The following is a 24,561-nucleotide window of genomic DNA, read 5'->3' as shown; positions in this document are numbered from 1 at the left end:
CGAATGTGGAGATACCGTCAAGCTCCCCGGTGGAAGGAGGACCCGCGCGGCTCCTGGCCGGTCACGCTGCCGATGCAGCGCAGGAAGCGCGTGCCGTTCTCGAACTGCGCCTGCGACGGCGGCATCACGTCCGCCCGCCAGTTGGCCGCGCCGATGTTCTTGGCCGCGCCGACGCGGCTGGCCAGGAGCACCGCCCGGTGGCAGATCCGCTTGACCGTGGGGTGCTTGGCGAGGTCCTGCTGCACGTACGTGTCGGCGTCCGCCGGGATCGGGGCGACCGCGAACGTCTCCCACACGTGCTCCTCCTCGCACCCGACCCGCCTGGCCTTCGTGTCGCCCGTGATGATGACCAGGCCACCCCAGCACTCCGACTCCGCCACGCACGCCGCCTCACCGCCGCGCACCTTGCTCGCCGGGCAGTTCTCCGTGTACGTGTCGATCCCCTTGAACACGGTCTTCGGAGGTTCTTCCGTCTTGTCCGTGGACTGGGCGGAGGGCGTCGACGCACCGGACGCCGCCTCGTTGGTGCCCGGCTCCTTGGTGACGTACGTGTAGACGACCACGCCGACGCCTATCGAGATCACCAGCGCCAGGGCGGCGGCGATCGCGACCAGCGCCTTCGAGGCGCCGTTCCTGGCGGGTGGCCGGGTGGGTGGCAGGGTGTCCGCGCGGCTGCCGGGCGGCGGGCCGGTGACCGGCGGGCCCATCCCCGGGTGCTGCCCCATCGGCTGGTTGACGGGCTGGGACGGGGTGAACGGCGCGGCATGACGTGCCGGCCCGGGGGCTCCCGGAGAGGGAACGGCGTCATGGGCCGGGGCAGGGCCGAGCGGTACGGCGGCGAGGGCGTCGCGGAACGCCTCCGCGGTGGGCGTGCGCTCGCGCGGGTCGCTCGCCAGCGCCTGGCGCAGCACGGCGGTCAGCTGGGGCGGCACACCGGGAATGTCGGGAACCGGCAGGCGGTGCAGGGCCAGGATCATCGCCAGGTTCGGCACGCCGCTCTCAGGGAAGCGCGGCGGGCGGCCGTTCAGGAGGGCGTAGACGGTGGCGGCCAGCGCGTACACGTCAGCGGCCGGCGTCGGCTCGGCCAGCTCGAACGCCTCGGGCGGGGCGTACGAGGGCGTCAGGGACTCGCGTGTCACCGAGGCCTCGGGCCCGGACGCGGGCATGGTGGCCAGGCCGAAGTCCGACAGCGCCACCTGGCCGTACCGGTTGACCAGGATGTTGCCCGGCTTCACGTCCCGGTGCAGCACACCCTGCGCGTGCGCGGCGGCCAGCGCGTCGGCGATCCGTACGCCCATGTCCCGCGCCTCGACCGGCGACAGCCGCCGCCCGGACAGCGACCCGCCCGGGCACAGCTCCAGCACCATGTACGGCCGCCCGTCGGGCAGCAGCCCAGCGTCGTAGACGGCCACCACGTGCGGATGGGCGGACAGCGCCCCGGCGGCCGTGACCTCGCGCAGGAACCGCCGCCGGTCGCGCTCGGACAGCAGCACCCGGTTGTCGACCTTGAGCGCGACCTCGCGGCCCACGGCCGACTGCAGGGCGAGGTAGACGACACCGAAGCCGCCCTGGCCGAGAACACCCTTGATCTCGTAGCCAGAAACCGATAATTCGGACACCCGCGGAAGCGTACCGGTTCGGAGTGACACCCATCGGAGGAGAGGGTCAGCCGACGGCCTGGAGCAGCTCGCGGAGCCGGGCCGCGTACGCGCGCGGATGGCTGGTGTTGCCGTTGTGCCCGCCGGGGAACTCCACCAGCTCCGTGCCCAGCAGCCGCGCCAGCTCGGCCGCGCAGCGCCGGTCGAAGACGTGGTGCGGGGTGGTGTGCCCGGCCGCGGGCAGGATGCGCGTGCGGCACCCGCTCAGGTCGAGGTCGTCCGCCACCACGGCCGTGAAGTCGTGGCGGATGAAGAAGTCGAAGTTCGCCTGCCGCCGCGGCGTGACGGGCTGCGGGGTCAGACCGGTCTCGGCGTCCTCGGTGATGCCGAGCACCCGCTTCACCTGGCCGATCGCGGCGGGCAGGCCGCCTTCGCGGTAGAGCTCCTGGAGCTCGGTCAGCTCCTCGCGGTGCCCGGCGCGTTCGGCCTCGGGCAGCAGCCACGGCGAGACGGGCTCGTGCGCGATGAGCAGGTCGAGCTGCTCGGGGTGCTCGACGGCCAGGTGGAGCCCGATGGAGGCGCCCAGGCTCTGCCCCAGCATGATCACGGGCTGGTCGGTGAGGTGGGCGAGCAGCCGGTGCACGTCGCCGGCGTGCTCGCGCACGCTCACGCCGGCGTCGGGGACCGTGCTGCGGCTGAGCCCGCGCCGGTCGTACGTGATCACCGTGTACGCGTCCTCCAGCCGGTCGACCAGGTCGACGGTGCGGCCCGCGTCGCCCTCGCCGCTCTGCGAGATCAGCAGGAACGGGCCCGTGCCGCGCACCTCGTAGTAGAGGTCGGCACCGGGCATGCGCAAGACGTCAGCGTTCATGCCTCGAAGATAATCCATCAAATCTGATACATCAAGTTCGATGCATCGTGCCGGGGACCAGCCTGGCGGCCAGCTCCTCCAGAACCGCCACGGTCTCGGCCACCCGCCCCGGGTCGTCCGTGCCCAGCGCGGCGCCCAGCGCGGCGTCGATCGGGGTGTCCCTGACCTGCGTCACCCGTTCGGACACCCCGGGCGCCTCGCGGATGATCGTGCGCCGCCGGTCCGCGGGGTCCGTCTCGGCGATCACCGCACCCGCGGTCCGCAGCCGCGCGATGGCCGCCGACACCGCGCTCTGCGGCAGCCCGGTACGGGAGGCGATCTCGCCCACCGTCGTGTCGGGGTGTCCACGCAGGTCGCTCACCACGATCAGCACCGTGCGCAGGCTCGTGGAATGCTCGCCGATGCCCTCGCTCGGCATGGCCTCCTCACCGATCTTCATCAGCGTCCGGCCCAACAGGAACAGCTCGACCCCATTCACGACCAGCAACATACCGGCGGGGATGAGTAAGGTCGTGCGACGTGACGACGGAGTTGGAGGGCCTTGCCGAGCGCCTGCGCGAGTTCGCCAGGGTCAGGGACTGGGAGCAGTTCCACACCCCCAAGAACCTGGCGATGGCGCTGGCGGGCGAGGTCGGGGAGCTGGTGGCGGAGTTCCAGTGGCTCACCGCCGACGAGTCCATGGAGCCCGATCCCGACACGCTCGCCCGGATGCGCACCGAGCTGGGCGACGTGACCCTCTACCTGGTCCGGCTGGCCGACGTGCTGGGCGTGGACCTGGTGGAGGCGGCCCGGGCCAAGCTGGACGACAACGACCGCCGCTACGACGCCGACCGCTATCGCGGGTCGGCCAGGAAGGCCCCGCCCTCCGGCTGATCAGGGATGCGTTCCCGGGACGAACGGCCTGATGTCGATCCGGCCGTCGTCGCAGACCATCGCCTTGAACGGGATCTCCAGGTGGGCCGTCTCGTCCGGAGGCATGATCATCAGCCGGGCCGACGTCGGGCAGCGCTTCTCGGTCCCGGTCTGCACCATCCCCCAGTGCAGCCGGGCATAGGCGGAGGCCTTGGGCGCCAGCACCACCCGGCGGGGCTGGACGCTCTCCCTGCGCACCCGGGTCCGCAGGGCGTCGCCGTTGCCGTCGAACATGACCAGCCCGGCGAAGCCGTACACCCAGCAGGTCCGGGTGGAGGTGTTGGTCAGCACCAGCGGCGCGTACACGTTTCCCGCTCCCGGGTCCGGCCGCCCGAGGTGCGCCGTGAGGGCGTCGGTACGGCAGCGCCCGGCCGCCGCCTGCGCCACGGCTTCGCCGGATCCGAGGAGGCCGGACGTGACCGAGGTCAGCAGTACGCCCGCCAGCAGCGCCGACCCGGCGCGATTGAATCGCTTCATGCTCCGTTGGATGCGCCGGACGCCCGTTTCGTTGAAGATTTCGTCGAGAGGCTCAGTGGCGCCTGAGGATCGCGAAGGTGAGGGCGGCCAGGCCGACGAAGGCGACCGCGCTGATCGCCGCCACCGTGTTGAGCCCCGTGGTGAACGCGGCCCGCGCCAGGTCCAGCACGTCGGGCAGGTCCTTGGCGGCGGTCACCGCGGCGGTGATGCTCTCGCGGACCGCCTCCACCGGCAGGTGCTCGGGTAGCTGGGCACGGTAGACGGCGCTGCCGAGGCTGCCCAGCGCGGCCACGCCCACCGCGACGCCGAACTCGCCGCCCGTCTCCGACAGCGAGGCCGCCGACCCGGCCTTCTCCGGAGGCGCGGCGGTCATGATGACGCCGTTGCCCACGCCCATCGGCAGCGCGATGCCCGCGGAGGCCAGGACGAGCCCGGTCACGACCAGCCCGGTGCCGCCGGCGCTCGGCACCTGCGTGTGCAGGAACAGCCCGACCGCGCCCACGGCGAACCCGCCGGCCATCACGTACGCGATACCGACGCGGCGGGCGATCGCGGGGGCCAGCGTCAGGGCGACGATCATGGCGAGGTTCTGCGGCACGAGCCAGAGGCCCGCCTCCAGCGGGGACATGGCCTCCACGGTCTGCAGGTACTGGGTGGTCATCAGCGTCGTCCCGGCCATCACGATGCCGCCGAGCAGCATGGTCCCGAGCGTGGTCGCGAAGGCCCGGTTGCCGAACAGTCGCAGGTCGAGCAGAGGATCGGCGAGCCGGCGCTGCCGCCGTACGAACACCGTGCCGAACGCCGCCCCGGCCACGACCGCCGCCACCGGCACCGGGTGCCAGCCGCTCCTGGCGACCTCCTTGAGCCCGTACACGACCGGCAGGATGGTCGCGAGCGACAGCGCGACGCTGGCGAGGTCGAGCCGCCCCGCGTCCGGGTCCCGATACTCGGGCAGCAGCGTCCGCCCGGCGACCAGCAGCAGCACCATGAACGGCACCCCCAGCAGGAAGGCCGCCCCCCACCAGAAGTGCTCCAGCAGCAGCCCGCCCACGATCGGCCCGGCCGCCATGCCCACCATGAAGCAGCTGAACCAGAGCCCGATCGCGGTCCCCATCTGCTTGGCGTCCTGGAACATGTTCCTGATCAGCGCCATCGACGACGGCATCAGCGTCGCCCCCGCGACGCCGAGCAGCGCCCGGGCGGCGATCAGCATCTCGGCGCTCACCGAGTACGCGGCCACCACCGAGGCCGCGCCGAACGCCGTCGCCCCGATCATCAGCAGCCGGCGCCGCCCGATCCGGTCGCCCAGCGTCCCCATCGTGACCAGGAACCCAGCCAGCATGAAGCTGTAGATGTCCATGATCCAGAGCTGCTGCGACGCGCTCGCCCCGAGGCCGGCGCTGAGGTGCGGAAGCGCCAGGTAGAGCACGCTGACGTCGACGGAGAGCAGCAGGGCCACGGAGGCCAGGACGGCCAGCCCGGTCCATTCCCGGCGGCCTGCGTGGGTGCCCGTAAGTGTGGCGGTGTTCATCTCGTTCCCCTTTCGGTTGCACTTCACGGTGCGGCAAGGGGCTTCTGATGTTCTTTTCGCGGGCTTAAGGCCGCACATAGGGTGACGAGCATGCGTTTTGGGGTGCTGGGTCCGCTGGCCGTGTGGACGGACTCCGGCGAGAGTGTCACGGTTCCCGGGCTCAAGGTGCGGGCGCTCCTCGTGGACCTGCTGGTCCACGAGGGTCACCCTGTGTCCGTGGACCGGCTGGTCGACGACCTGTGGAGCGGGGAGCCGCCGGGCAATCCGGCCGGGGCGCTGCAGGTACGCGTCTCGCAGCTGCGCAAGGCGTTCGAGGACGCCGAGCCCGGCGGCAAGAACCTCGTCGTCTCCCGCGCCCCCGGCTACCTGCTGCGTCACGAGGACGGCGCCGTGGACGCGGCGCGCTTCGCCGACCTGCTGGGCCGGGCGGAGGCCGCCGACAGCCCGCGCACCAGGGCCGGGCTGCTGGCCGACGCGCTGGCGCTGTGGCGGGGCCCCGCGTACGCCGACTTCGCCGACGAGGAGTACACCAGGTCGGCCATCCTGCGCCTGGAGGAGCAGCGGCTGTCCGCGCTGGAGCAGCACGCCGAGGCCCGGCTGGAGCTGGGCGAGCACGGCCTGCTCGTGGGCGAGCTGGGCGACCTGGTGGCCAGGCATCCGCTCAGGGAACGGCTGCGCGCCGTCCACATGCGGGCCCTCTACCGCGCGGGACGCCAGAGCGAGGCGCTGGCCTCGTACGGCGAGCTGCGGGAGCGGCTGGCCGACGAGCTCGGCCTCGACCCCGGCCCCGAGCTGGTCGCCCTGCACCAGGCGATACTCGGGCAGGACCCTGCCCTCAGCGTGCCCGCCGACCGACCCGTCACGAACCTGCCCGCCTCCGTCAGCAAGCTCATCGGCCGGGACGAGGCGCTGGCCGAGGTGTGCGCGCTGGTGGGCGACGAGCGGCTGGTGACGCTCACCGGCAGCGGCGGGGTCGGCAAGACCCGGCTGGCGCTGGAGGCCGCGAACCGGCTGGTCGACGGGTTCGCGGACGGGGCCTGGCTGGTCGCGCTCGACCAGGCGTCCCGCTCCCCCGCCGAAGCCGTGCTGGCGGCCCTGGACATCCGCGAGGACGCCGGCTCGACCCCGGCGGGCCCGGGCGCCCAGGGAGACCAGGCGCTGGGGCGGCAGCTCGGCGCGGCGCTCAGGGCCAGGCGGATGCTGCTGGTCCTGGACAACTGCGAGCACGTGGTCGAGCAGGTCGCCGAGCTGGCCGAGGCGCTCCTGCGGGCCTGCCCGGACCTGCGGATCCTGGCCACGAGCAGGGAACCGCTGGCCGTGGCCGGCGAGGTGCTGTGGAGCGTGCCGCCGCTCGACGTGCCGGGCAGCGCCGACCTGGCGGTCATGGCGCGTTCGGACGCGGTCAGGCTGTTCGTGACCAGGGCCGCGGCCTCCGCCCGCGGGTTCGCGCTCGACGCCCGCAACGCGCCGGCCGTGGCGCAGCTCTGCCGGCGGCTCGACGGCATCCCGCTGGCGCTGGAGCTGGCCGCGACCCGGGTGCGGGCGCTGGGCGTCCAGGGCGTGGTGGCCAGGCTGGACGACCGGTTCCGGCTGCTGGCCTCGGGGCAGCGGGGCGCGCCGGCCCGCCAGCAGACGCTCACCGCGGTGATCGACTGGAGCTGGGACCTGCTGTCCGACGAGGAGCGCCGCGTCCTGCGCCGCCTGGCCGTGCACGCCGACGGCTGCACGCTGGAGGCCGCCGAATCCGTCTGCGACGCCGCCGAGCTCGACGTGCTCAACCTGCTGGCCCGCCTGGTCGACCGCTCGCTCGTGGTCGTCGTCGAGTCCCCCGCGGGCGTCCGTTACCGGCTGCTGGAGTCGGTGTCCGAGTACTGCCGGGCCAAGCTGTCCGACGCGGGCGAGCTCGACCGGGTACGCCTCGCGCACCTGCGCCACTACCTGGCGCAGGCCGTACAGGCCGAGCCCGAGCTGTACGGGCACGACCAGCGGGACTGGCTGCTGCGCCTGGACGCGGAGGCCGCCAACATGCGGGCGGCGCTCGACACGGCGGTCGCCCGGCAGGACTCCGGCTCGGCGGCCCGGCTGGTGAACGCGCTGGCCTGGTACTGGTTCCTGCGCGGCCGGCTGGCCGAGGGCCGGCGGTCGCTGGCGGCGGCCCTGTCCGCCGGCGGAGCCGGCTCCCCTGACCTGGCCAGGGCGGCGGCCTGGGAGGCCGGGTTCGCGCTCATGGTGGGAGAGGAGGCCCGCTGGGAGCCCGTGCTGGCGGCGGTCGAGGATCCGGGCGAGCGGGCCAGGGCCGAGTTGTTCGTGAGCATGCACGTCAAGGACATGCCGACCGCGCAGGAGCTGGTGAGCCGGGCGCTGGCCACGTTCAGGGCGACCGGCGACCGGTGGGGCGTCGCGGCGGCGCTCGCCCGGCAGGCCAGGGACGCGTTCACGACGCGGGACATCGAGGCGCTCGAACGCATCGGCGAGGAGAGCGCGCGGCTGTTCACCGAGCTGGGCGACCGGTGGGGGCTGCTGCAGGCCACGGCGTGGCTGGCGTCGCTGGCCGAGATGGCGACCGACGCGGAGCGGGCCACCCGGCTGTTCGGCGAGGGGCTGCGGATGGCCGAGGACCTGGGGCTGTGGCCGGAGGTCTCCACGCGCATCGCCTGGCTGGGCTGGATCGCGCTGATGAGCGGCGACTACGACCGCGCCATGGAGTTCTGCGAGCGGGCCATGAAGCTGGCGCAGAGCCAGGGCTACATGGAGGGCGTCACGATGGGCGAGATGGGCCTCGGCTTCGCCGCCCGCCGGGCCGGGCTGCTGGACCTGGCCGAGACGCACCTGCGCCGGCTGCTCGAAGGGGTGCCGCGCGACCCGGCCGTCGAGCCGCCGCTGCACCTGCCGGACACGCTGGTCGAGCTGGGCTATCTCACCGAGCTGCGCGGGGACCCGGCCGCGGCCATGGAGATGCACGTGGAGGCGCTGGCCGCGGCCCGCAGGATGGGCGACGTCAGGACGATGGCCTTCGCCGTGGAGGGCGCGGCCTCGGCCGCGGGGCCGACCGAGAAGGCGGCCGTCCTGCTGGGGCTGGCCGCCGCGGCCAGGGAGCGGAACCAGACCCCCCGGGGGGCGGCCGAACGGGCCGACGTCGAGCGGGCGACGGCGAGGGTGCGCGCCGCGCTCGGGGAGGACGCCTTCGCGGCCGCGTACAGGGAAGGCGCCGCCCTCAAGCTCGACCAGGCCGCCGACCTGCTGTGAGAGCTAGGCAAGGTGCTCGGCGAGCCGGTCGAAGAACTCGCTCCAGCCTGCCTTGGCCTGCTCGGCGTGCGCGGCGTCGGTGTTGACGCCGTACTGGTGGAAGCGCATCCCCGTCTTGCCGTCCGCCTCGGTGAAGTCGATGGTGACCACCGACGCCGGCCCTTCGCCTGGGTTGTCCGGGTCGCCGGTGGTGAACACCAGCCGCTCCGGCTCCGCCACCTCGCGGTAGGTGCCGTCCAGCGTCGCCTCGAACCCCTCCTCGCCGACCAGCGTGGCCCGCCAGATCCCGCCGGGGCGGGTGTCGAGGGTGATGCGGCCGACCGGCACGGTGAGCATCCGCGGCCCGAACCACCGCGAGAAGCGCTCCGGCTCGGTCCAGGCGGCCCACACCAGCTCGCGGGGGGCGTCGAAGTGGCGGGTGATCTCGTATTCCGCGGTCTGTGTTGTCATGTCCCCAGAGTGCGGGGACGGGCTTTAGATCCGCTTCTCGTGGTCTTAAGGTCGGTGCATGAGGATCATTCGCGCGGCCAGGGTGCTCACGGGGCGCCCCGGAGAGGTGGTCGCCGACGGCGAGGTCCTCATCGACGGCGACAGTATCGTCTCCGTGGGGCCGCGCGGCAGCGGGGGCGCGGCCGCCGAAGTCCTCGACCTGCCGGGCCACACGGTGCTGCCCGGGCTGATCGACGCGCACGTGCACCTGGGGTTCGACGCGAAGGTCGACCCGGTGACGCGGCGCGGCTCCGAGAGCGACCACCACCTGCTGTTACGCATGGCCGAGAACGCCCGCAAGCTCGTCACCGCCGGCGTCACCACCGCCCGCGACCTGGGCTCGCGCGGCTTCCTCGACCTGGCCCTGCGCGACGCGATCGAGGAGGGCCTGGCCGTCGGCCCGCACATCGTGGCCGCCACCAGGCCCATCACGATCACCGGCGGCCACTGCTGGTACATGGGCGGCGAGGCCGACGACGAGCCCGCCATCCGCCGCGTCGCCAGGGAGAACCTCCGGGCGGGCGCCGACTGCCTGAAGGTGATGGCCTCCGGCGGCCTGATGACGCCGGGCGCGCCGCCGAGCTGGGTGCCGCAGTACGGCACCGAGCAGCTCAGGGTCGTCGTGGAGGAGGCCGCCTCGCGCGGCAAGGGCGTCGCCGCGCACGCCCACGCGCACGCCTCGATCCGCAGCTCCGTCGAGGCGGGCGTCACGACCGTCGAGCACTGCACGTTCTTCGGCCCGTCGGGGCACGAGTACGACGCCGGGCTGGCCGACTTCGTCGCGGCGAGCGGCACGTACGTGTGCCCCACGGTGCACGGCGTGTTCTGGCGGATGCGCGAGCTCCACGGCCCCGAGATGATCGACGCCTGGCTGCACGGCGTGGCCGCCATGCGGGAGGCCGGGATCCGGCTCATCGCGGGGACCGACGCCGGCTTCGCCAACGGCGGCATAGCCAACGAGACCGACGGGTACATCGGGGGCCTGGAGGTGTTCGCGGAGGCCGGGTTCGGCCACGCGGAGATCATCGAGCTGGCCACCGTGCGCGCCGCCGACGCCTGCGGGGTGGGCGGGGTGACCGGCAGTCTGGAGGCGGGCAAGCGCGCAGACCTCATCGCGGTCAAGGGCGACCCGCTCGAACGCCTCTCCGACCTGCGCAACCTCACACTCGTCCTGGTGTCCGGGCGCTCCGTCACGCAGACGGGCGTGGACACGGTGACCTCGTCCGCCGGCTGAGAGGATTCGTCATGCTGCCCTGGTCCGCCGAACTGGCCGGCCGCCTCGACCACGACGTCGTCGACAGCGCCCTGCTGCGCGGCAACCCCCTGGGCGACCCGCACGAGCGCCCGGTGATGGTGTACGTCCCGCCGGGCTACGACGACGACCCCTCCCGCCGCTACCCCTCGATCTACGTGCTGCTCGGCTACACCGGCCACGTCGCCATGTGGCTCAACCGGGCGCCGTTCCGGCAGCCGTACCCGGAGCTGGCGGACGCCGTCTTCGCCTCCGGGGAGGCCCTGCCCGCGATCGTCGTGTACGTGGACGCGTGGACCTCGCTCGGCGGCAGCCAGTTCCTCGACTCCCCCGGCACCGGGCGCTACCACTCCTACCTGCGCGACGAGGTCGTGCCGTGGGTGGACGCCCGCTACCGCACGATCGCCGACCGCGACCACCGGGCGGTGACCGGCAAGTCGAGCGGCGGCTACGGGGCCATGGTGACCGCCATGCTGGCGCCCGACGTGTTCGGGGCACTGGCCACGCACGCCGGTGACGCGTTGTTCGAGGTGTGCTCGCGCGGGTCGTTCCCCAAGGTGGCGCGCCGACTGCGCGACATGTACGACGGCTCGTACGACAAGTTCCTCGCCGACTTCCGCGGCCGCCTGGCCGGGACGAAGGAAGGGGACCTGGAGCTGCTGGAGATGTACGCGTACTCGGCCGCCTACTCCGCCGAGCCCGACGGCACCGTACGCGTGCCCTTCGACGACACGGGCGCCGTCGTGCCGGAGGTGTGGGAGCGCTGGCTGTCCTGGGACCCCGTGATGATGGCCCCGCGGCACGCCGAGGCCCTGCGCTCGATGCGGGCGATCTGGGTGGACGCCGGGAGCAAGGACGAGTACTTCCTGGACTTCGGGGCCGTGGCGTTCCGGCGGGCGCTGGAGGCGGCGGGCGTCAAGGACGAGAACGTCTATTTCGAGCTCTTCGACGCCGGCCACGGCGCCATCGAGTACCGCTACCCGCTCGCCCTCGCCTGGTTGTCGCGCCGCCTGGCCCCCTGACCTACGACCGGAGACCGCGCACGCCGGCCAGCGGCGGCTGGGCTCCTTCTATCAATCATTCAGATGATACTTGTCAACTGAATGATTGATGACCTACTGTCCCTCACATGGCGGCACGGAGGGCGCCGCGCCCCGAGGAGCGCGGCAAGGCGGCGGAGCTGACGCGGGAGCGGATCCTGCGGGCCGCCGTGAGCGAGTTCGGCGAGAAGGGATATTCCGGCGCGCGTACGGCCGGGATCGCCGCCCGCGCCGGCGTCAACCAGCAGCTGATCTCCTACTACTTCGGCGGCAAGCAGGGGCTGCTGGAGGAGCTGCGGCGGCGCCGGCAGGCGGACGAGGCGGCGCCGGACGGCTCAGCCGGCTCCTTTTCTGAGTCGGTCGGGGCCCAGTTGGCCCGGACGCTCGACGACCCGGAATGGGCTCGGCTGGTGGTGTGGCAGGCGCTGGGCGACTGCCCGTTCGCCGACGCCGAGGACGGACAGCGGTACGCGGAGGCGCAACGCGCCCGAATGGCCGAGTCGCTGGAGCGGATGCGCGGGCGGCAGGAGGCCGGGGAGGTCACCGAGCGGGCCGATCCGGCGTTCGCGCTGCTGGTCGCGTACGCGGTGGTGTTCGCGCCGATCACGATGCCGCAGTTCGTCCGGGACATCTTCGGCGACGACCCGCTCTCGCCCGAGGTGCGCCGCCGCCTGCACAGTGGACTGGTCAGGCTTCTTGGCGAGGCCGAGGATTAGAGAGGTTCTGTCGCGATGGTGATGGTGGTCTTCGGGGCTCGGGGCAATGTGGGGCGCCATGTCGCCGCCGGCCTGCTGGCGGCCGGCGAACGGGTGCGGGTGACGGGCAGGGACCCGGAAAAGGGCGGCTTCCCCGCCGGGGCGGAGGTCGTGGCGGCCGATCTGGAGCTTCCCGAGACGTTGCCCGCCGCGCTGGAGGGCGCCACGAAGGTGTTCGTGTACGCCCTGCCCGACGGTGTCGCCGGATTCGTCGAGGCGGCCAGGTCGGCCGGGGTGCGGCAGGTGGTGCTGCTGTCGTCGGCGGCGGTCCTGATCGAGGGCTCCGGACCCAACCCGATCGCCGAGCACCATCGCACGGTCGAGAGCGCGGTGGAGGATTCGGGGCTGGACTGGACGTTCATCCGCCCGGGGATGTTCGCGACGAACACGCTGTGGTGGTGGCGGGAGCCGATCCGCGGCGACGGCGTGGTCCGGCTGCCGTACCCGGAGGCGCAGACCGCTCCCATCCACGAGAAGGACATGGCGGCGCTCGCGGTGACGGCGTTGACGGAGCCCGGGCACGAGCGGCAGGCGTACACCGTGTACGGGCCGGAGTCGCTCACGCTGCGGCGGCAGGTCGAGCACATCGGGGAGGCGATCGGGCGCCCGGTCGCCGTCGAGGTGGTGTCGGACGAGGAGGCGCGGCGGGAAATGGCGCGGACGATGCCGCCGTTCGCCGTCGAGGTGATCATGAAGCAGTGGGCGACCCGTGTCGACGCACCCGCGCAGACCTCCACGGTGGTGGAGAAGGTGACCGGGCGCCCGGCGCACACGTTCGCCGAATGGGCCGTCGACCATGCGGACGACTTCCGCTGAGCCGTACCCTCAGGGGTTCTGGAAGGCGACTTCAGGGTTGCCGGGGGACGGGCCGTCCAGCAGCGGCTGGTGTTCGCCGTTCAGGTGCTGGTCGAAGAAGGCGTCCACGTACGCCGTCGTGATCTCGCCCGACCGCTTTCCCGGCAGCGGCGCCGTGGGGTCGGTGATCCCGGCCTGCGCGCCCAGGATGGGCAGGTCGATGAAGGTGAAGTGACCGGAGTCGGCCACGGTCAGCCAGCGCTTCCAGCCGTCCAGACGTCGCCAGTCCCGTAGCCAGGTCGTGTCGGTGGAGTCGGGCGAGTGCTGGGCCTTGGTGCCGAGCATGAGGAACGGTCGTTTGCCGAGGCCGGAGGCGGGGACCGGCGCGAAGAACGTACCGTCCATGTTCACCCCGGCGCGAACGCGGCGGTCGGCGGCCATGACGCTCGCCGCCGCGTTGCCGCCGAGCGAGTGGCCGGCCGCGCCGATCCGGCGTGGGTCGATCAGCGTCCGGCCTTTCCAGGCGTGGGTCACCTGGTCGATGACGAAGGAGAGGTCCGCCGCCCGGTTGGCGGCGGCCTTGGCCAGCAGCTTCTTCTCCGCCTCGTCGGAGGGGGCCTGCTCTACCGTCTCGCAGGCGACGCAGGTCAGGGTGCGGCCGCCCGGGAAACTCGTGCCGAACGACTCGTACGCGTGATCCACGAGTGCCACGACGTAGCCCTTGGAGGCGAGTTCTTCGGCGAGCGTGGTCAGGGTGGCGCGGTTGAGGGTGAACCCTGGGGAGAGCACGACCAGGGGGTGCCTGCCGCCGACGGGGCGGGCGCCGACGTGCGCGTTCGTGCGGACGCCGGCGAGTTGTTCGGGCTTGAAGACGGTGTCGAGCTTCTGTCCTTTGAGGAGGAGCCGGGCCTCGTCGGTGGTCATGTACGGCGCGGCGCTCCCGCCGGCGCGGGCCGGGTAGTACATCGACACCATCAGCTCGCGTGCGCCGGCCGCGGGCATCCACGGGTCGCGGCGGCTGCCGTCGGCGAGATGCAGGGTGTCGCGCCCGACCTCGTACTGCCCGGTGGGGCGAGGGATCGCGAAGCGCACGTCAGAGGTGCCAATGGAAGTGCCCATGGCGGCGGCCGTCGCGGCCGGCGCGGGCAGGCTCAGCGCCAGGGCAAAAAGGGCGACCGCGGCGTTGCGGCGAGTTCTGATCATGAGGAGCACAGTAGGAAGGACGCCGCTATGCCCGACATGCCCGAAAGGTCAGCCCGCGCCCTTACTTTCGTCAGGGTCGCGGGCCGCCCTTACGCCGGGCTGCTTGCGAACCAGTCTCTGACCTCGGGCCGGACCAGGTTCGTGATCACCAGAGAACTCAGGACCAGCGGTATGGTCCCCGTCGCCTGGAACGAGCCCTCGGCCATGCTGGAGACCAGGCTGAAGAGTGCCCCGGCCGCGGTGAAACCCTCGATGACGAGGGTCGTGACCCGGACCCACGGCAGGCCGCGATACAGCAGGACCGCGCAGGTCAGCAGGACGACCGCCGCGGCGACGGACACCAGGGAGAGCGCGGTCAGCAGGCCGGAGCCCTCGGCCAGGTCCGACTCGTTGACGAGGGCCATCAGGAGGATGCCACCGGCGAGGCCGAGCACGCCCTGCACGATCATGATGCCCCTGGACTGCCCGAGGTTGCGCGGTATGGACCGGCGGTCGGCCATCGTCTCCCCTTCGCGTGGTGGCTGCATGGCAACGCAGCGTAGGTGGACTGCCCGGGGACCGGTCCCGCCTACTCGTAGCGGGCCGTGCTGTCCCGGACGATGAGCTCTGTCGCCAGTTCGACCCGCTTCGTCTCCGGGACCTCGCCGCGTCCCATCGCCAGGACCGTACGCGTGGCCAGGGCCGCCATCTCCTGCAGCGGTTGCCGAACCGTGGTCAACGGCGGCCAGGCCGACTTCGACAGCGGCAGGTCGTCGAAGCCCACCACGCTCAGGTCTTCAGGGACGCGAAGGCCCCGCTGGCGGGCCGCCTCGAAGACGCCGAAGGCCATCAGGTCGCTGCCAGCGAAGATCGCCGTCGGGGGTTCGTCCAGGGAGAGCAGGGCGTGGCCCTCGTCGTGGCCCGACTCCACCAGGAACGTGCCGCGGCGGATCAGCTCGGGCGAGATCGGCACTCCGGCCGTCTCCAGGGCCGCGCGGTAGCCGTCCACACGGGCCTGGCTGCACAGCATGTCCGTGGGGCCGCTGATCATGCCGATGCGCCGGTGCCCGAGTTCGAGCAGGTGGCGGGTGGCGGCCAGGCCGCCGTTCCAGTTGGTGGCCCCGACCGAGACGACGCCGGGGGCCGGCTCGCCCTCCGGGTCGACCACCGCGAACGGGAGCGAGCGCGCGCTGAGCTGAGCCTGGATGCCGGTGGACAGGCGCGAGGCGACGATGACCACGCCGTCGGTGCGGCGGGCGGCCAGGCGTTCGAGCCAGTCGCGGCCCGGTCCTGCATGGGTGTGCAGGACGGAGATGACCACGCTGGCCCCGGCCTCGTGGGCCGCGCCCTCCGCGCCGCGCACGATCTCCATGGCCCAGGGCGACTCGATCTCGGCGAAGACCACGTCGACCAGGCCGGCCGGGGTGTCGTCCTGGCTGATGCGCCGCTGGTAGCCGTGTTCCTGCAGGAGTCGTTCGACTCGATGGCGGGTCGCCGGAGCGACCTCTGGACGTCCGTTGATGACCTTGGACACCGTCGGAATGGAGACCCCGGCCTCCTCCGCGATCAGTGCGATCGTCACCCGCCGCTTTCCTGACACGTTCGGGAGTGTAGCCGAAAGTTTCGGTTTGGGATCGCTCCCACCCGAGGTGTTGACGCTTTGCGCAGCACCTACCTACGATCCAGGCAGCGAAATTATCGGGGTGGTAACGAAACTTTCGCCCGGTGCGCCGCACCGTGCCCCATGAGTCACGCTGCGTCCCGCAAATCACGTGCAGGGGTCCGTACGGCAGGCCGAGCCAGTCTGAGTGGAAGGGACCCCTGGATGAAACGCAGTCTGGTGTTGATCGCGACCGCAGTGCTCATAACCGGCTGCGGCGGAGGCGGGGGCGGGGGTGCCGGCACGGCCCCGCAGCAGGGCGGCTCGCCCGCCAAGGTCACGCTTGAATGGTGGCACCTGTCGACCGCTGATCCGCTCAAGACCCTCTGGGCGCAGCGGGCCAAGGAGTTCGAGGCCAAGCATCCCAACGTCACGATCAAGGCGACCGTCCTGGAGAACGAGGCGTACAAGGCCAAGCTGACCACGATCACGCAGTCGGGCAAGGCCCCCGACCTGTTCGCCACGTGGGGCGGCGGCGTGCTCAAGCAGCAGATCGACGCCGGGCTGGTCAAGGACATCTCCTCCGACGTCGCCGACGTCCTGCCCACCTTCACGCCGGCCGCGCTGAGCGCGTACCAGTTCGACGGCAAGACGTACGGGCTCCCGACCGACATCGGCCTGGTCGGCTTCTGGTACAACAAGAAGCTCTTCCAGAAGGCCGGCATCGCGCAGCCGCCCGCCACCTGGTCGGCCTTCCTCGAGGACGTCAAGAAGCTCAAGGCGGCGGGCGTCACCCCGATCGCCCTGGCCGGCAAGGAGAAGTGGCCGGGCCACTACTACTGGGCCTACCTCGCCATGCGCATCGCCGGCCTCGACGCGCTCAAGCAGGCGGCCGTCGACCACGACTTCACCAAGCCCGACTTCGTGGCCGCCGGGCAGCAGGTCAAGGCGCTGGCGGACCTGCAGCCGTTCCAGAAGGGCTTCCTCGGCGCGGCGTACTCGACCCCGGACGGCCAGGCGGCCACCATGTCGAACGGCAAGGCCGCCATGGAGCTGATGGGCCAGTGGGCGCCCGCCGTGGAGAAGGACTCCGGCAAGGGGCTCGGCGACGACCTGGGCTTCTTCCCCTTCCCCGCGGTCGAGGGCGGCAAGGGCTCGATCTCCGACGCGTTCGGCGGTGGCGGCGGCCTGGCCGTGGGCGCGGACGCCCCCGCCGAGGCCGTGGAGTTCGTGAAGTTCATGACCGAGATGGGCAACCACTCCAAGGCCGTGGAGTCCGGCGGCGTGCTGCCGGTGCTCAAGGGCGAGGAGAGCGCGGTCAAGGACCCCAACCTCAAGCAGGTGGCGACCCAGCTGGCCGCGGCCGGCGGCTACCAGCTCTACCTCGACCAGGCCTACCCGCCGGCCGTCGGCCAGCAGGTCAACGACAGCGTGGCCGAACTCATCGCCGGCACGAAGACACCGGAGGAAGTCGGCAAGGCCATCACCGAAGTGGCCAAGAGCGAAGGATGACGACCCTCGTCAAAGGGCCGGAGGCGGTCACGCTTCCGGCCCCCTCCCCTGCCGCCAGGCGGCGCGGCCGCTGGGTGACCATCGCCCTGTTCCTGCTGCCCGCCCTGGCCCTCTTCCTCTTCCTGGTCGTCGCGCCCATCTTCGTGGCGTTCTACGCCAGCCTGTTCCGGTGGAACGGGTTCGGCGGCCTGCCGACCAACTTCATCGGGCTCGACAACTTCACCCGGCTCCTCGGCACCGAAATTTTCGGCCAGGACCTGTGGCACCTGGTGGTCCTCGTGCTGCTGTCGGTCTGCGTCCAGCTCCCGTTCTCGCTGGCCATCGCGATGCTGCTGAACCAGCGCATCCGCGGGCGGGCGCTGTACCGGGTGGTGTTCTTCGCGCCGTACGTGCTCTCCGAGGTCATCACGGGCGTGCTGTTCTCGCTGATCCTCTCGCCCGAGTCGGGCATGGCGAACCAGCTCCTGTCGGTGTTCGGGCTCGACTCGGAGTGGCTGGCCGACCCCGACACCGTGATGCCGTCGCTCTTTCTGGTCATGACCTGGAAATATTTCGGCTTCCACATGATGATCTATCTCGCCGGGCGCCAGGGCATCCCGAACGAGCTCATCGAGGCCGCCCAGATCGACGGGGCCACGAGCTGGAAGACGTTCAGGCACATCACGCTGCCGCTGCTCGGGCCGACGATCCGGATCAGCGTCTTCCTGTCCGTCATCTACACGATCCAGCTCTTCGACCTGGTGTGGATCCTCACCCAGGGCGGGCCGTCGCACTCCTCCGAGACGATGGCCGTCACCATGATGGACTGGGGGTTCAAGCGCTCCCAGGTCGGCTACGCGAGCGCGATCAGCGTCGTGATGTTCGGGCTCAGCCTCGTCTTCGCCCTCGTCTACCAGCGTTTCGTGATGCGCCGCGACCTGGAGGGCGCGACCACCTCGATGGGAGAGCGCCGATGATCCACCGGAGGAAGTCCTCGCCGCGGCGCAACACCCTGCCGCTGCACCTGATCGCGTGGGTCGTCGGCCTGTTCATCATCATCCCGGTGGTGTACGCGCTGATCGGCGGCTTCAAGTCCACGAGCGAGCTGTCCACCAACCCGTTCGGCCTGCCCACGACCTGGGCGACGGGCAACTACACCGACGTGATCGGCTCCGGCTCGTTCTGGCTGCAGCTGTGGAACAGCACGTTCATCGCGGTCCTGACGACCGTGCTGACCGTCGGGGTGTCGGCGCTGGCGGGGTTCGTCTTCGCCAGGTCCGCCTTCCGCGGCAGGGAGCTGTTCTTCACGCTGTTCACGGCCGGGCTGATGTTCCCGTTCGCGGTGGCCATCCTGCCGATCTTCGTGCTGCTGCGCACGTTCGGGCTGCTGGGCAACCCGCTCGGCGTGATCCTCACGCAGGCGGCCTTCGGCCTGCCGCTGACGATCATCATTCTGCGCGGCTTCTTCCGGAGCATCCCGGGCGAGATCGAGGAGGCGGCCATCATCGACGGCTGCGGCCCGTTCGGGTTCTTCTGGCGGATCCTGCTGCCGATGGCCCGGCCCGCCATCGCCACCGTCTCGGTGCTGGCCATCGTGGGGAGCTGGAACAACTTCATGCTGCCGCTCGTGGTCTTCAACGAGGAGTCGAGCTGGACGCTGCCGCTGGGCATCCAGCAGTTCCAGGGCCAGTACGCCTCCGACACCGCCCGCATCCTGGCCTACCTCGTCCTGGCCATGCTGCCCGCGCTCGGCTTCTACGCCATCGCGGAACGTCACCTGGTCGGCGGTCTCACCGCGGGCGCGACGAAGGGATGATCACCTTCCACCTGCGAACGTGACTCGCCGCACACTGTCGCTTTCGGCTCTTGCGCTAGGTATGCTTCGCCTGCCCTAATTTAGGTAAGGCTTTCCTCAGGGAAGGCCAAAGCAAAACCTCAGCAATCGGGAGTGACGGTGCTCGCCAGTTACCTCATCGGACTGCGCGAAGGTCTTGAGGCGGCACTCGTCGTCTCGGTCCTGGTCGCCTTCCTTGTCAAGAGTGACCGCAAGGACAAGCTCCCGCAAGTGTGGACGGGGGTGGGCGCGGCCGTCGCGCTGTCCGTGGGGTTCGGGGCGCTGCTGACGTTCACCGCCGCGCACCTGGGGCACGTGGGGCAGGAGCTGTTCGACGCGATCACCTCGCTGCTCGCCGTCGTGTTCGTCACCTGGATGATCTTCTGGATGCGCCGGGCGGCCCGCGCGCTCTCCGGCGAGCTGCGCGGCAAGCTCTCCGAGGCGCTGGAGCTGGGCTCGATCGCGGTGGTTGTGATGGCGTTCCTCGCCGTCGCCCGCGAGGGGCTGGAGACGGCGATCCTGTTCTTCGCGTCCGTGCAGGGCGCGGTCGCCACGCCGAAACCGCTCATCGGCATCAGCCTGGGGCTGCTCACGTCCGTGCTCATCGGCTGGGGCCTCTACCGCAGCGCCGTGCGGATCAACCTCACCAAGTTCTTCACCTGGACGGGGCTGCTGCTGATCCTGGTGGCCGCGGGTATCTTCAAGTACGGCGTGCACGACCTGCAGGAGGCCAACGTCCTGCCGGGCCTGAGCACGTACGCCTTCGACATCAGCGGCGCCGTCCCCGCCGACTCCTGGTGGGGCACCCTGCTGGCGGGCATGTTGAACATCACGCCCCAGCCCAGCGTCGCCGAGGTCATCGCCTGGGTCTGCTACCTCGTCCCCACTCTCTTCTTCTTCCTGCGCAACTCGCGGGTGAAGTCCACGCCGTCGCCCGCTTCCTCCGCGGCCTGAAACAGGAGCATCATGCGTACCCCCATCCGCCTGTCCTTCGGGGCGCTCGCCCTGGCGACGCTGGCCGCCTGTGGCTCGGGGAACACCCCGGCCACCCCCTCCGGCTCCGCCGCCGCCAAGCCGGGCAAGATCACCGTGGCGGCGTCCGACACTGAGTGCAAGGTCGGCGCGGCCGAGGTCGCGGCGGGCACCACGACGTTCACGATCACGAACGGCGGCACCAAGGTGACCGAGTTCTACGTGTACGCCGCCGGTGACCGGGTCATGGCCGAGGTCGAGAACATCGTGCCCGGGCTGACGCGAGAGCTCATCGCCGAGCTGCCGGCGGGCGCGTACGAGACCGTCTGCAAGCCCGGCATGGTCGGCAAGGGGATCCGCAACGCGTTCAAGGTGAGCGGCGAGCACAAGGCGCTCACCGAGGACGCCCAGCTCGCCGACGCCGTCGCCAGCTACAAGCGCTACATCAAGTCGCAGAGCGACACGCTGCTGGTCAAGACGCAGGAGTTCGTGGACGCGGTCAAGGCGGGGCAGATCGACAAGGCCAAGGAGCTGTTCCCGGTCGCGCGTACGTACTGGGAGCGCATCGAGCCGGTGGCCGAGATCTTCGGCGACCTCGACCCGGCCATCGACGCCCGCGAGGCGGACCTGGCCGACGGCGAGGAGTGGACCGGCTTCCACAGGATCGAGAAGGACCTGTGGATCAAGAAGGACATCAGCAAGGACGGCGCCATCGCCGACAAGCTGATCGCCGACGTCAAGACGATCGTGGACAAGTCGAACGCCGCCGAGCTGACCCCCCTGAACCTGGCCAACGGCGCCAAGGAGCTGCTCGACGAGGTGGCCACCGGGAAGATCACCGGCGAGGAGGACATCTGGTCGCACACCGACCTGTGGGACTTCGACGCCAACCTCGAAGGCTCCAAGGCGGCCGTGCAGTCGCTCAGGCCGGTGCTGGAGGACCGGGCTCCCGACCTGGTCAAGACGCTGGACGAGAAGTTCGCCGCGGCAGAGGCGGCGCTCGGCGCGCACCAGAAGGGCGACGGCTGGCAGCTGCACAACGAGCTGTCCAAGGCCGAGCTGAAGACCCTGTCGGACGCGATCAACGCGCTGGCCGAGCCGATCAGCAAGATCGCGCCGGTCATCACCAAGTAACGGGAGGTGCCGGCAATGGGCCAGCGGGTGAGCCGCAGGGGGCTGTTCGGGCTGGGGGCCGCGGGCGCCGCCGTGGTCGGGGCCGGGGTCGTGGCCGCGAACACGCTCTTCGAGGAGCCGCCGGTCGCGCACGCCTCCTCGACCTCCGACCCGTTCCCCTTCTACGGCGAACACCAGGCGGGCGTCGTGACGCCCGCGCAGGACCGGCTGCACTTCGTGGCGTTCGACGTCACCACGGACAAGCGGGCCGAACTGGTCGATCTGCTGCAGGAGTGGACGGCCGCGGCCGCGCGGCTGACGCAGGGCAAGGAGGCCGGGTCGTACGGGGCGGTGGGCGGCGCGCCGGAGGCCGCGCCCGACGACACGGGCGAGGCGCTGGGGCTGCCCGCGTCGGGGCTGACGCTGACGATCGGGTTCGGGGCGTCGCTGTTCGACGACCGTTTCGGGCTTGCGGACAAGCGGCCGGCGGCTCTCGCCGACTTGCCGAAATTCCCGGGAGAGCAGCTCATTCCGGAAATTTCCGGCGGAGACATCTGCGTGCAGGCGTGCGCCCACGACCCCCAGGTCGCCGTGCACGCCATCCGCAACCTGGCCAGGATCGGCTTCGGCAAGGTCTCCGTACGCTGGTCGCAGCTCGGCTTCGGCCGTACGTCGTCCACGTCCCGCTCCCAGACGACCCCGCGCAACCTGATGGGCTTCAAGGACGGCACCAACAACCTCAAACTGGAGGACGCCGCCCTGCTCCGCGACCAGCTGTGGGCCTCCGCGCAGGACGGCAGCGACTGGATGGCGGGCGGCTCGTACATGGTGACCAGGAAGATCCGGATGGCGATCGAGACCTGGGACCGCACGTCGCTCGTGGAGCAGGAGCAGATCTTCGGCCGGGACAAGGGCGAGGGCGCGCCGCTGGGCAAGAAGGCCGAGTTCGACCCGCTGGACTTCGCGTCCAAGGGGACCGACGGGCAGCCGTCCATCAAGGACGACGCCCACGTACGGCTCGCCCACCCGACCTCCAACGGCAACGCGCACCTGCTGCGCCGCGGCTACAACTTCGTGGACGGCTCCGACGGCCTCGGCCGCCTGGACGCGGGCCTGTTCTTCATCGCCTACCAGCGCGACCCGCGCAAGCAGTTCGTACCGGTGCAGATGAACCTGGCCAAGAACGACGCCCTCAACGAGTACATCAAACACGTCTCCAGCGGCCTGTTCGCCTGCCCACCCGGGGTCCGCGACGCCGGCGACTACTGGGGCCGCACGCTCTTCGGCTAGCAGCCCCACCCATTGCCCGATTACCAGGTGGGCCCGCTGGACCCGCCCCGGGCCAAAGGTCTTCGCAAGGGGCGCTTCGCGCTCAGGGCTCAGGCGTTCTCATTTGGGCGCCTGGCGGCGCAACCCCCGCGCCTTCGGCGCCATCGCCCACCCGAGACCCGACTACCGGCTTGGCCCGCTGGAGCCCACCCCGAGCGGTCCTCGCTATCGCTCGGGCGCCTTCCTGGAGGCCTGTACGAGGTTGAGATCAGCTGGATTCCGCCCGCGGCCTTGATCTCCGCGAAACTCGATCCCGGACTTGCGGCAACAGGGCCACGTCCGCGCGCCTATGTTTGACTTGGCGAATGGATCAGCGCCGGTACTTACACCTACTCGAGCTGGACTACGCGCGAATGCGCGAGACCGCCACCCGTGACCTCACCGCCCCGGTACCCCACTGTCCAGGGTGGACCACCGCCAACCTGCTCACGCATGTCGGCGACACCTTCCTCCACAAGGTGGAGACTATGCGCCGCGGCACCTGGCCGAAGCCCTGGCCCCCGGAGCCCGATCCGAGCGGCCCAGGAGCGTACCTGGACCGCGCCATGGCCGAGCTGCGTGGCGAGCTCACCTCCCGGGAGCCGGAGGAGCAGGCGCTCACCTGGTACGACCCCGACCAGACCGTCGGGTTCTGGGCACGCAGGATGGCACTGGAGGCGGTGGTGCACCGGGTGGACGCCGAGCTCGCGGCCGGCGAGCCGATCACGCCGATCCCCACCGACCTGGCCGTGGACGGCATCGACGAGATCCTCGTGACCTTCCTCTCCTTCGCCTCCCGTCAATGGCCGGAGGACTTCGGTGACGAACTCGCCGGCGCGGACGGACGCGCGGTGTCGATCGCCGCGGGAGCGGATCGCTGGCTCGTCCGCCTGGCCGCAACGGGCGTCGAGGTCTCCACGGACGATTCCCCGGGAGCGGCGTCGATCTCGGGTACGTCCCAGGACGTGCTGCTGTGGATGTGGGGGCGCGGGGACGGGGCGACGCTAACCTTCGGCGGCGACCCCGGGCTGGTGAAACGGCTGCGTGACCTGCTGAAGGAGGCGACGCAGTAGGTCAGCCGCCGGTTCCGTGCTCAAGCAGGTCCGCCAGCGCCGGCGGGCCCCTTGCGAGGACCAACGATCATGGTGTTAGGGCCTGGACTTCGGATCTTCAGATCGGTTGAAGACTTCGGATCCACAAGATAGCTCCGCATAAATGAAGGCCGGCCAGGTAGCTTCTGGGCGTCTTGTCGAAACGGAAGGCCGGCCCAGCGCAGCTTCAACGTCATCTCCCGCAGGTATGTGGTTGATCGCACCCTCGCTTGGCTGACCGCCGACCACCGCCTGGCCCGTGACCATGCCCAGGCGGCGGCGCGGCGATCGGCGAATCGAACGCGCGCAACTGTTGGGGTGGAAGTGTCAGCCGGTTCTGGTAGGGCAGGACGCGTCCGGCCCCGGCACGAGGATCATCCGTGACCTACGACGACAATCCGAGCCGCTCCAACAGGACCTACGCCAGCCTGCCCGTGGCAGAGGTCCCCAGGAGGAGAAGGACGGGCCGCAGGCCGACGCCGGTTCCGTAGCGTGGCTGCTCAGCGCCCACACCTACGACGACGGCCTCCCCGACTACATCTCCGAGTGCTTCGACTGGTTCTTCGAACACGTCGACACCTCGCAGGTCACCGCCTCGGATAGCAGCAGGTTCCAAGGGGAAGGGGTTCGCGAACCGTTTGACGCTGATCGTCGCTGGTCTCAGGTGCCGCACTTGCCCTTCTTGAGCCGGCACAGCGCCCACACAGCTATCGGCAGAACGCCCACGTAAGTTGCGGCAGAACGCCCACGTGGGTGTCGGCAAACCGCCCACAAAGTGCCGTTGGCCTGCAGGTACCAGCGCTGGGTGTCTCTGAGGACCTGCCACCGCGGAACGCCGCCTCTAAGCTCTCCTGCTGCAGTGACACACTGGACAGAACCTGTCAGCCGATGTCCCCCATGACGATCAGCTTCCAGAGATCAAGTACGGCGATCCGTGTCTTGCCACGGCCGATCTCCGTGACTGTGGGCTTTGCGGCGTTGCTCCGCTGCGTCCGGCGGATCAG

The 24,561-nt window shown here is 71.0% G+C and carries 22 protein-coding genes; 13 read left to right on the top strand and 9 right to left on the bottom strand.

Features of this window, described 5'->3' with window-relative positions; genetic code table 11:
• Window positions 1–17 precede the first annotated feature (17 nt).
• The 3 genes from ABZS69_RS55955 to ABZS69_RS55945 are packed head-to-tail and all read right to left on the bottom strand — an operon-like array spanning window position 18 to window position 2,947.
• A complete protein-coding gene (locus tag ABZS69_RS55955; RefSeq protein ID WP_355389654.1) occupies window positions 18–1,619 on the bottom strand; it encodes a serine/threonine-protein kinase in 1,602 nt (533 codons plus the stop codon).
• Window positions 1,620–1,665: 46 nt separating this feature from the next.
• On the bottom strand, window positions 1,666–2,469 hold the full coding sequence (locus ABZS69_RS55950; protein ID WP_355389652.1) for an alpha/beta hydrolase: 804 nt from the start codon (window positions 2,467–2,469) through the stop codon (window positions 1,666–1,668).
• A 31-nt stretch (window positions 2,470–2,500) separates the two neighbouring features.
• Window positions 2,501–2,947, bottom strand: a complete 447-nt coding sequence (locus ABZS69_RS55945; RefSeq protein ID WP_355389650.1) for a helix-turn-helix domain-containing protein — start codon at window positions 2,945–2,947, stop codon at window positions 2,501–2,503.
• Window positions 2,948–2,988: 41 nt separating this feature from the next.
• Between ABZS69_RS55945 and ABZS69_RS55940 the strand changes: the two genes are divergently transcribed.
• On the top strand, window positions 2,989–3,342 hold the full coding sequence (locus ABZS69_RS55940) for a nucleotide pyrophosphohydrolase (RefSeq protein ID WP_355389648.1): 354 nt from the start codon (window positions 2,989–2,991) through the stop codon (window positions 3,340–3,342).
• Here the strand turns inward: ABZS69_RS55940 and ABZS69_RS55935 are convergent, their stop codons facing one another.
• Both ABZS69_RS55935 and ABZS69_RS55930 read right to left on the bottom strand, forming a co-directional pair.
• Window positions 3,343–3,858, bottom strand: coding sequence for a DUF4232 domain-containing protein (locus ABZS69_RS55935; RefSeq protein ID WP_355389646.1), 516 nt, complete (start codon window positions 3,856–3,858; stop codon window positions 3,343–3,345).
• A 52-nt stretch (window positions 3,859–3,910) separates the two neighbouring features.
• Entirely contained in the window at window positions 3,911–5,389 is a 1,479-nt protein-coding gene (locus ABZS69_RS55930) for an MFS transporter (protein ID WP_355389644.1), read from the bottom strand.
• A 90-nt stretch (window positions 5,390–5,479) separates the two neighbouring features.
• Between ABZS69_RS55930 and ABZS69_RS55925 the strand changes: the two genes are divergently transcribed.
• The gene (locus ABZS69_RS55925) at window positions 5,480–8,635 is read left to right on the top strand and encodes a BTAD domain-containing putative transcriptional regulator (protein WP_355389642.1); all 3,156 of its coding nucleotides are present in this window, start codon (window positions 5,480–5,482) and stop codon (window positions 8,633–8,635) included.
• 3 nt (window positions 8,636–8,638) lie between these two features.
• Here ABZS69_RS55925 and ABZS69_RS55920 read toward each other — a convergent pair whose 3' ends face one another.
• Window positions 8,639–9,085 carry an SRPBCC domain-containing protein gene (locus ABZS69_RS55920; protein ID WP_355389640.1) on the bottom strand — a complete coding sequence of 149 codons (447 nt, stop codon included), beginning with the start codon at window positions 9,083–9,085 and terminating at the stop codon, window positions 8,639–8,641.
• Between the two features lie 58 nt (window positions 9,086–9,143).
• Here ABZS69_RS55920 and ABZS69_RS55915 point away from each other — a divergent pair, with 58 nt between their 5' ends.
• The 4 genes from ABZS69_RS55915 to ABZS69_RS55900 all read left to right on the top strand — a co-directional run bounded on the left by ABZS69_RS55915 (window position 9,144) and on the right by ABZS69_RS55900 (window position 12,987).
• Window positions 9,144–10,358, top strand: coding sequence for an amidohydrolase family protein (locus ABZS69_RS55915; RefSeq protein ID WP_355389638.1), 1,215 nt, complete (start codon window positions 9,144–9,146; stop codon window positions 10,356–10,358).
• 11 nt (window positions 10,359–10,369) lie between these two features.
• The gene (locus ABZS69_RS55910; protein ID WP_355389636.1) at window positions 10,370–11,398 is read left to right on the top strand and encodes an alpha/beta hydrolase-fold protein; all 1,029 of its coding nucleotides are present in this window, start codon (window positions 10,370–10,372) and stop codon (window positions 11,396–11,398) included.
• 107 nt (window positions 11,399–11,505) lie between these two features.
• The gene (locus tag ABZS69_RS55905) at window positions 11,506–12,132 is read left to right on the top strand and encodes a TetR family transcriptional regulator (protein ID WP_355389634.1); all 627 of its coding nucleotides are present in this window, start codon (window positions 11,506–11,508) and stop codon (window positions 12,130–12,132) included.
• A gap of 15 nt (window positions 12,133–12,147) precedes the next feature.
• A complete protein-coding gene (locus ABZS69_RS55900) occupies window positions 12,148–12,987 on the top strand; it encodes an NAD(P)H-binding protein (RefSeq protein WP_355389632.1) in 840 nt (279 codons plus the stop codon).
• 9 nt (window positions 12,988–12,996) lie between these two features.
• On the opposite strand, the gene ABZS69_RS55895 is transcribed toward ABZS69_RS55900, so the two are convergent.
• The 3 genes from ABZS69_RS55895 to ABZS69_RS55885 form a co-directional block, all read right to left on the bottom strand.
• Window positions 12,997–14,169, bottom strand: a complete 1,173-nt coding sequence (locus ABZS69_RS55895) for an alpha/beta hydrolase (protein WP_355389630.1) — start codon at window positions 14,167–14,169, stop codon at window positions 12,997–12,999.
• A gap of 89 nt (window positions 14,170–14,258) precedes the next feature.
• The gene (locus tag ABZS69_RS55890; protein WP_355389628.1) at window positions 14,259–14,696 is read right to left on the bottom strand and encodes a hypothetical protein; all 438 of its coding nucleotides are present in this window, start codon (window positions 14,694–14,696) and stop codon (window positions 14,259–14,261) included.
• 41 nt (window positions 14,697–14,737) lie between these two features.
• Complete coding sequence (locus ABZS69_RS55885; protein ID WP_355389626.1) at window positions 14,738–15,748, bottom strand: LacI family DNA-binding transcriptional regulator; 1,011 nt, start codon at window positions 15,746–15,748, stop codon at window positions 14,738–14,740.
• 225 nt (window positions 15,749–15,973) lie between these two features.
• Between ABZS69_RS55885 and ABZS69_RS55880 the strand changes: the two genes are divergently transcribed.
• From ABZS69_RS55880 to ABZS69_RS55850, 7 genes are all read left to right on the top strand, one after another.
• Entirely contained in the window at window positions 15,974–17,260 is a 1,287-nt protein-coding gene (locus ABZS69_RS55880) for an extracellular solute-binding protein (RefSeq protein WP_355389624.1), read from the top strand.
• Window positions 17,257–18,216, top strand: a complete 960-nt coding sequence (locus tag ABZS69_RS55875) for a sugar ABC transporter permease (protein ID WP_355389622.1) — start codon at window positions 17,257–17,259, stop codon at window positions 18,214–18,216. The genes ABZS69_RS55880 and ABZS69_RS55875 overlap by 4 nt, the downstream gene beginning before the upstream one ends.
• The gene (locus tag ABZS69_RS55870; RefSeq protein WP_355389620.1) at window positions 18,213–19,055 is read left to right on the top strand and encodes a carbohydrate ABC transporter permease; all 843 of its coding nucleotides are present in this window, start codon (window positions 18,213–18,215) and stop codon (window positions 19,053–19,055) included. Before ABZS69_RS55875 ends, ABZS69_RS55870 begins: the two co-directional genes overlap by 4 nt.
• 138 nt (window positions 19,056–19,193) lie before the next feature.
• Complete coding sequence (gene efeU, locus ABZS69_RS55865; RefSeq protein WP_355389618.1) at window positions 19,194–20,027, top strand: iron uptake transporter permease EfeU; 834 nt, start codon at window positions 19,194–19,196, stop codon at window positions 20,025–20,027.
• Between the two features lie 12 nt (window positions 20,028–20,039).
• Window positions 20,040–21,179, top strand: coding sequence for an iron uptake system protein EfeO (gene efeO / locus ABZS69_RS55860; RefSeq protein WP_355389616.1), 1,140 nt, complete (start codon window positions 20,040–20,042; stop codon window positions 21,177–21,179).
• 15 nt (window positions 21,180–21,194) lie between these two features.
• Window positions 21,195–22,448 carry an iron uptake transporter deferrochelatase/peroxidase subunit gene (gene efeB / locus ABZS69_RS55855; RefSeq protein ID WP_355389614.1) on the top strand — a complete coding sequence of 418 codons (1,254 nt, stop codon included), beginning with the start codon at window positions 21,195–21,197 and terminating at the stop codon, window positions 22,446–22,448.
• Window positions 22,449–22,840: 392 nt separating this feature from the next.
• Window positions 22,841–23,539, top strand: coding sequence for a maleylpyruvate isomerase family mycothiol-dependent enzyme (locus ABZS69_RS55850; protein WP_355389612.1), 699 nt, complete (start codon window positions 22,841–22,843; stop codon window positions 23,537–23,539).
• Window positions 23,540–24,561 lie beyond the last annotated feature (1,022 nt).

The organism is Nonomuraea sp. NPDC005650, from assembly GCF_040605375.1.
Lineage (GTDB): Bacteria > Actinomycetota > Actinomycetes > Streptosporangiales > Streptosporangiaceae > Nonomuraea.
The sequence above is the reverse complement of the archived record's forward strand: the minus strand, read 5'-3'. Positions and strand labels throughout refer to the sequence as shown.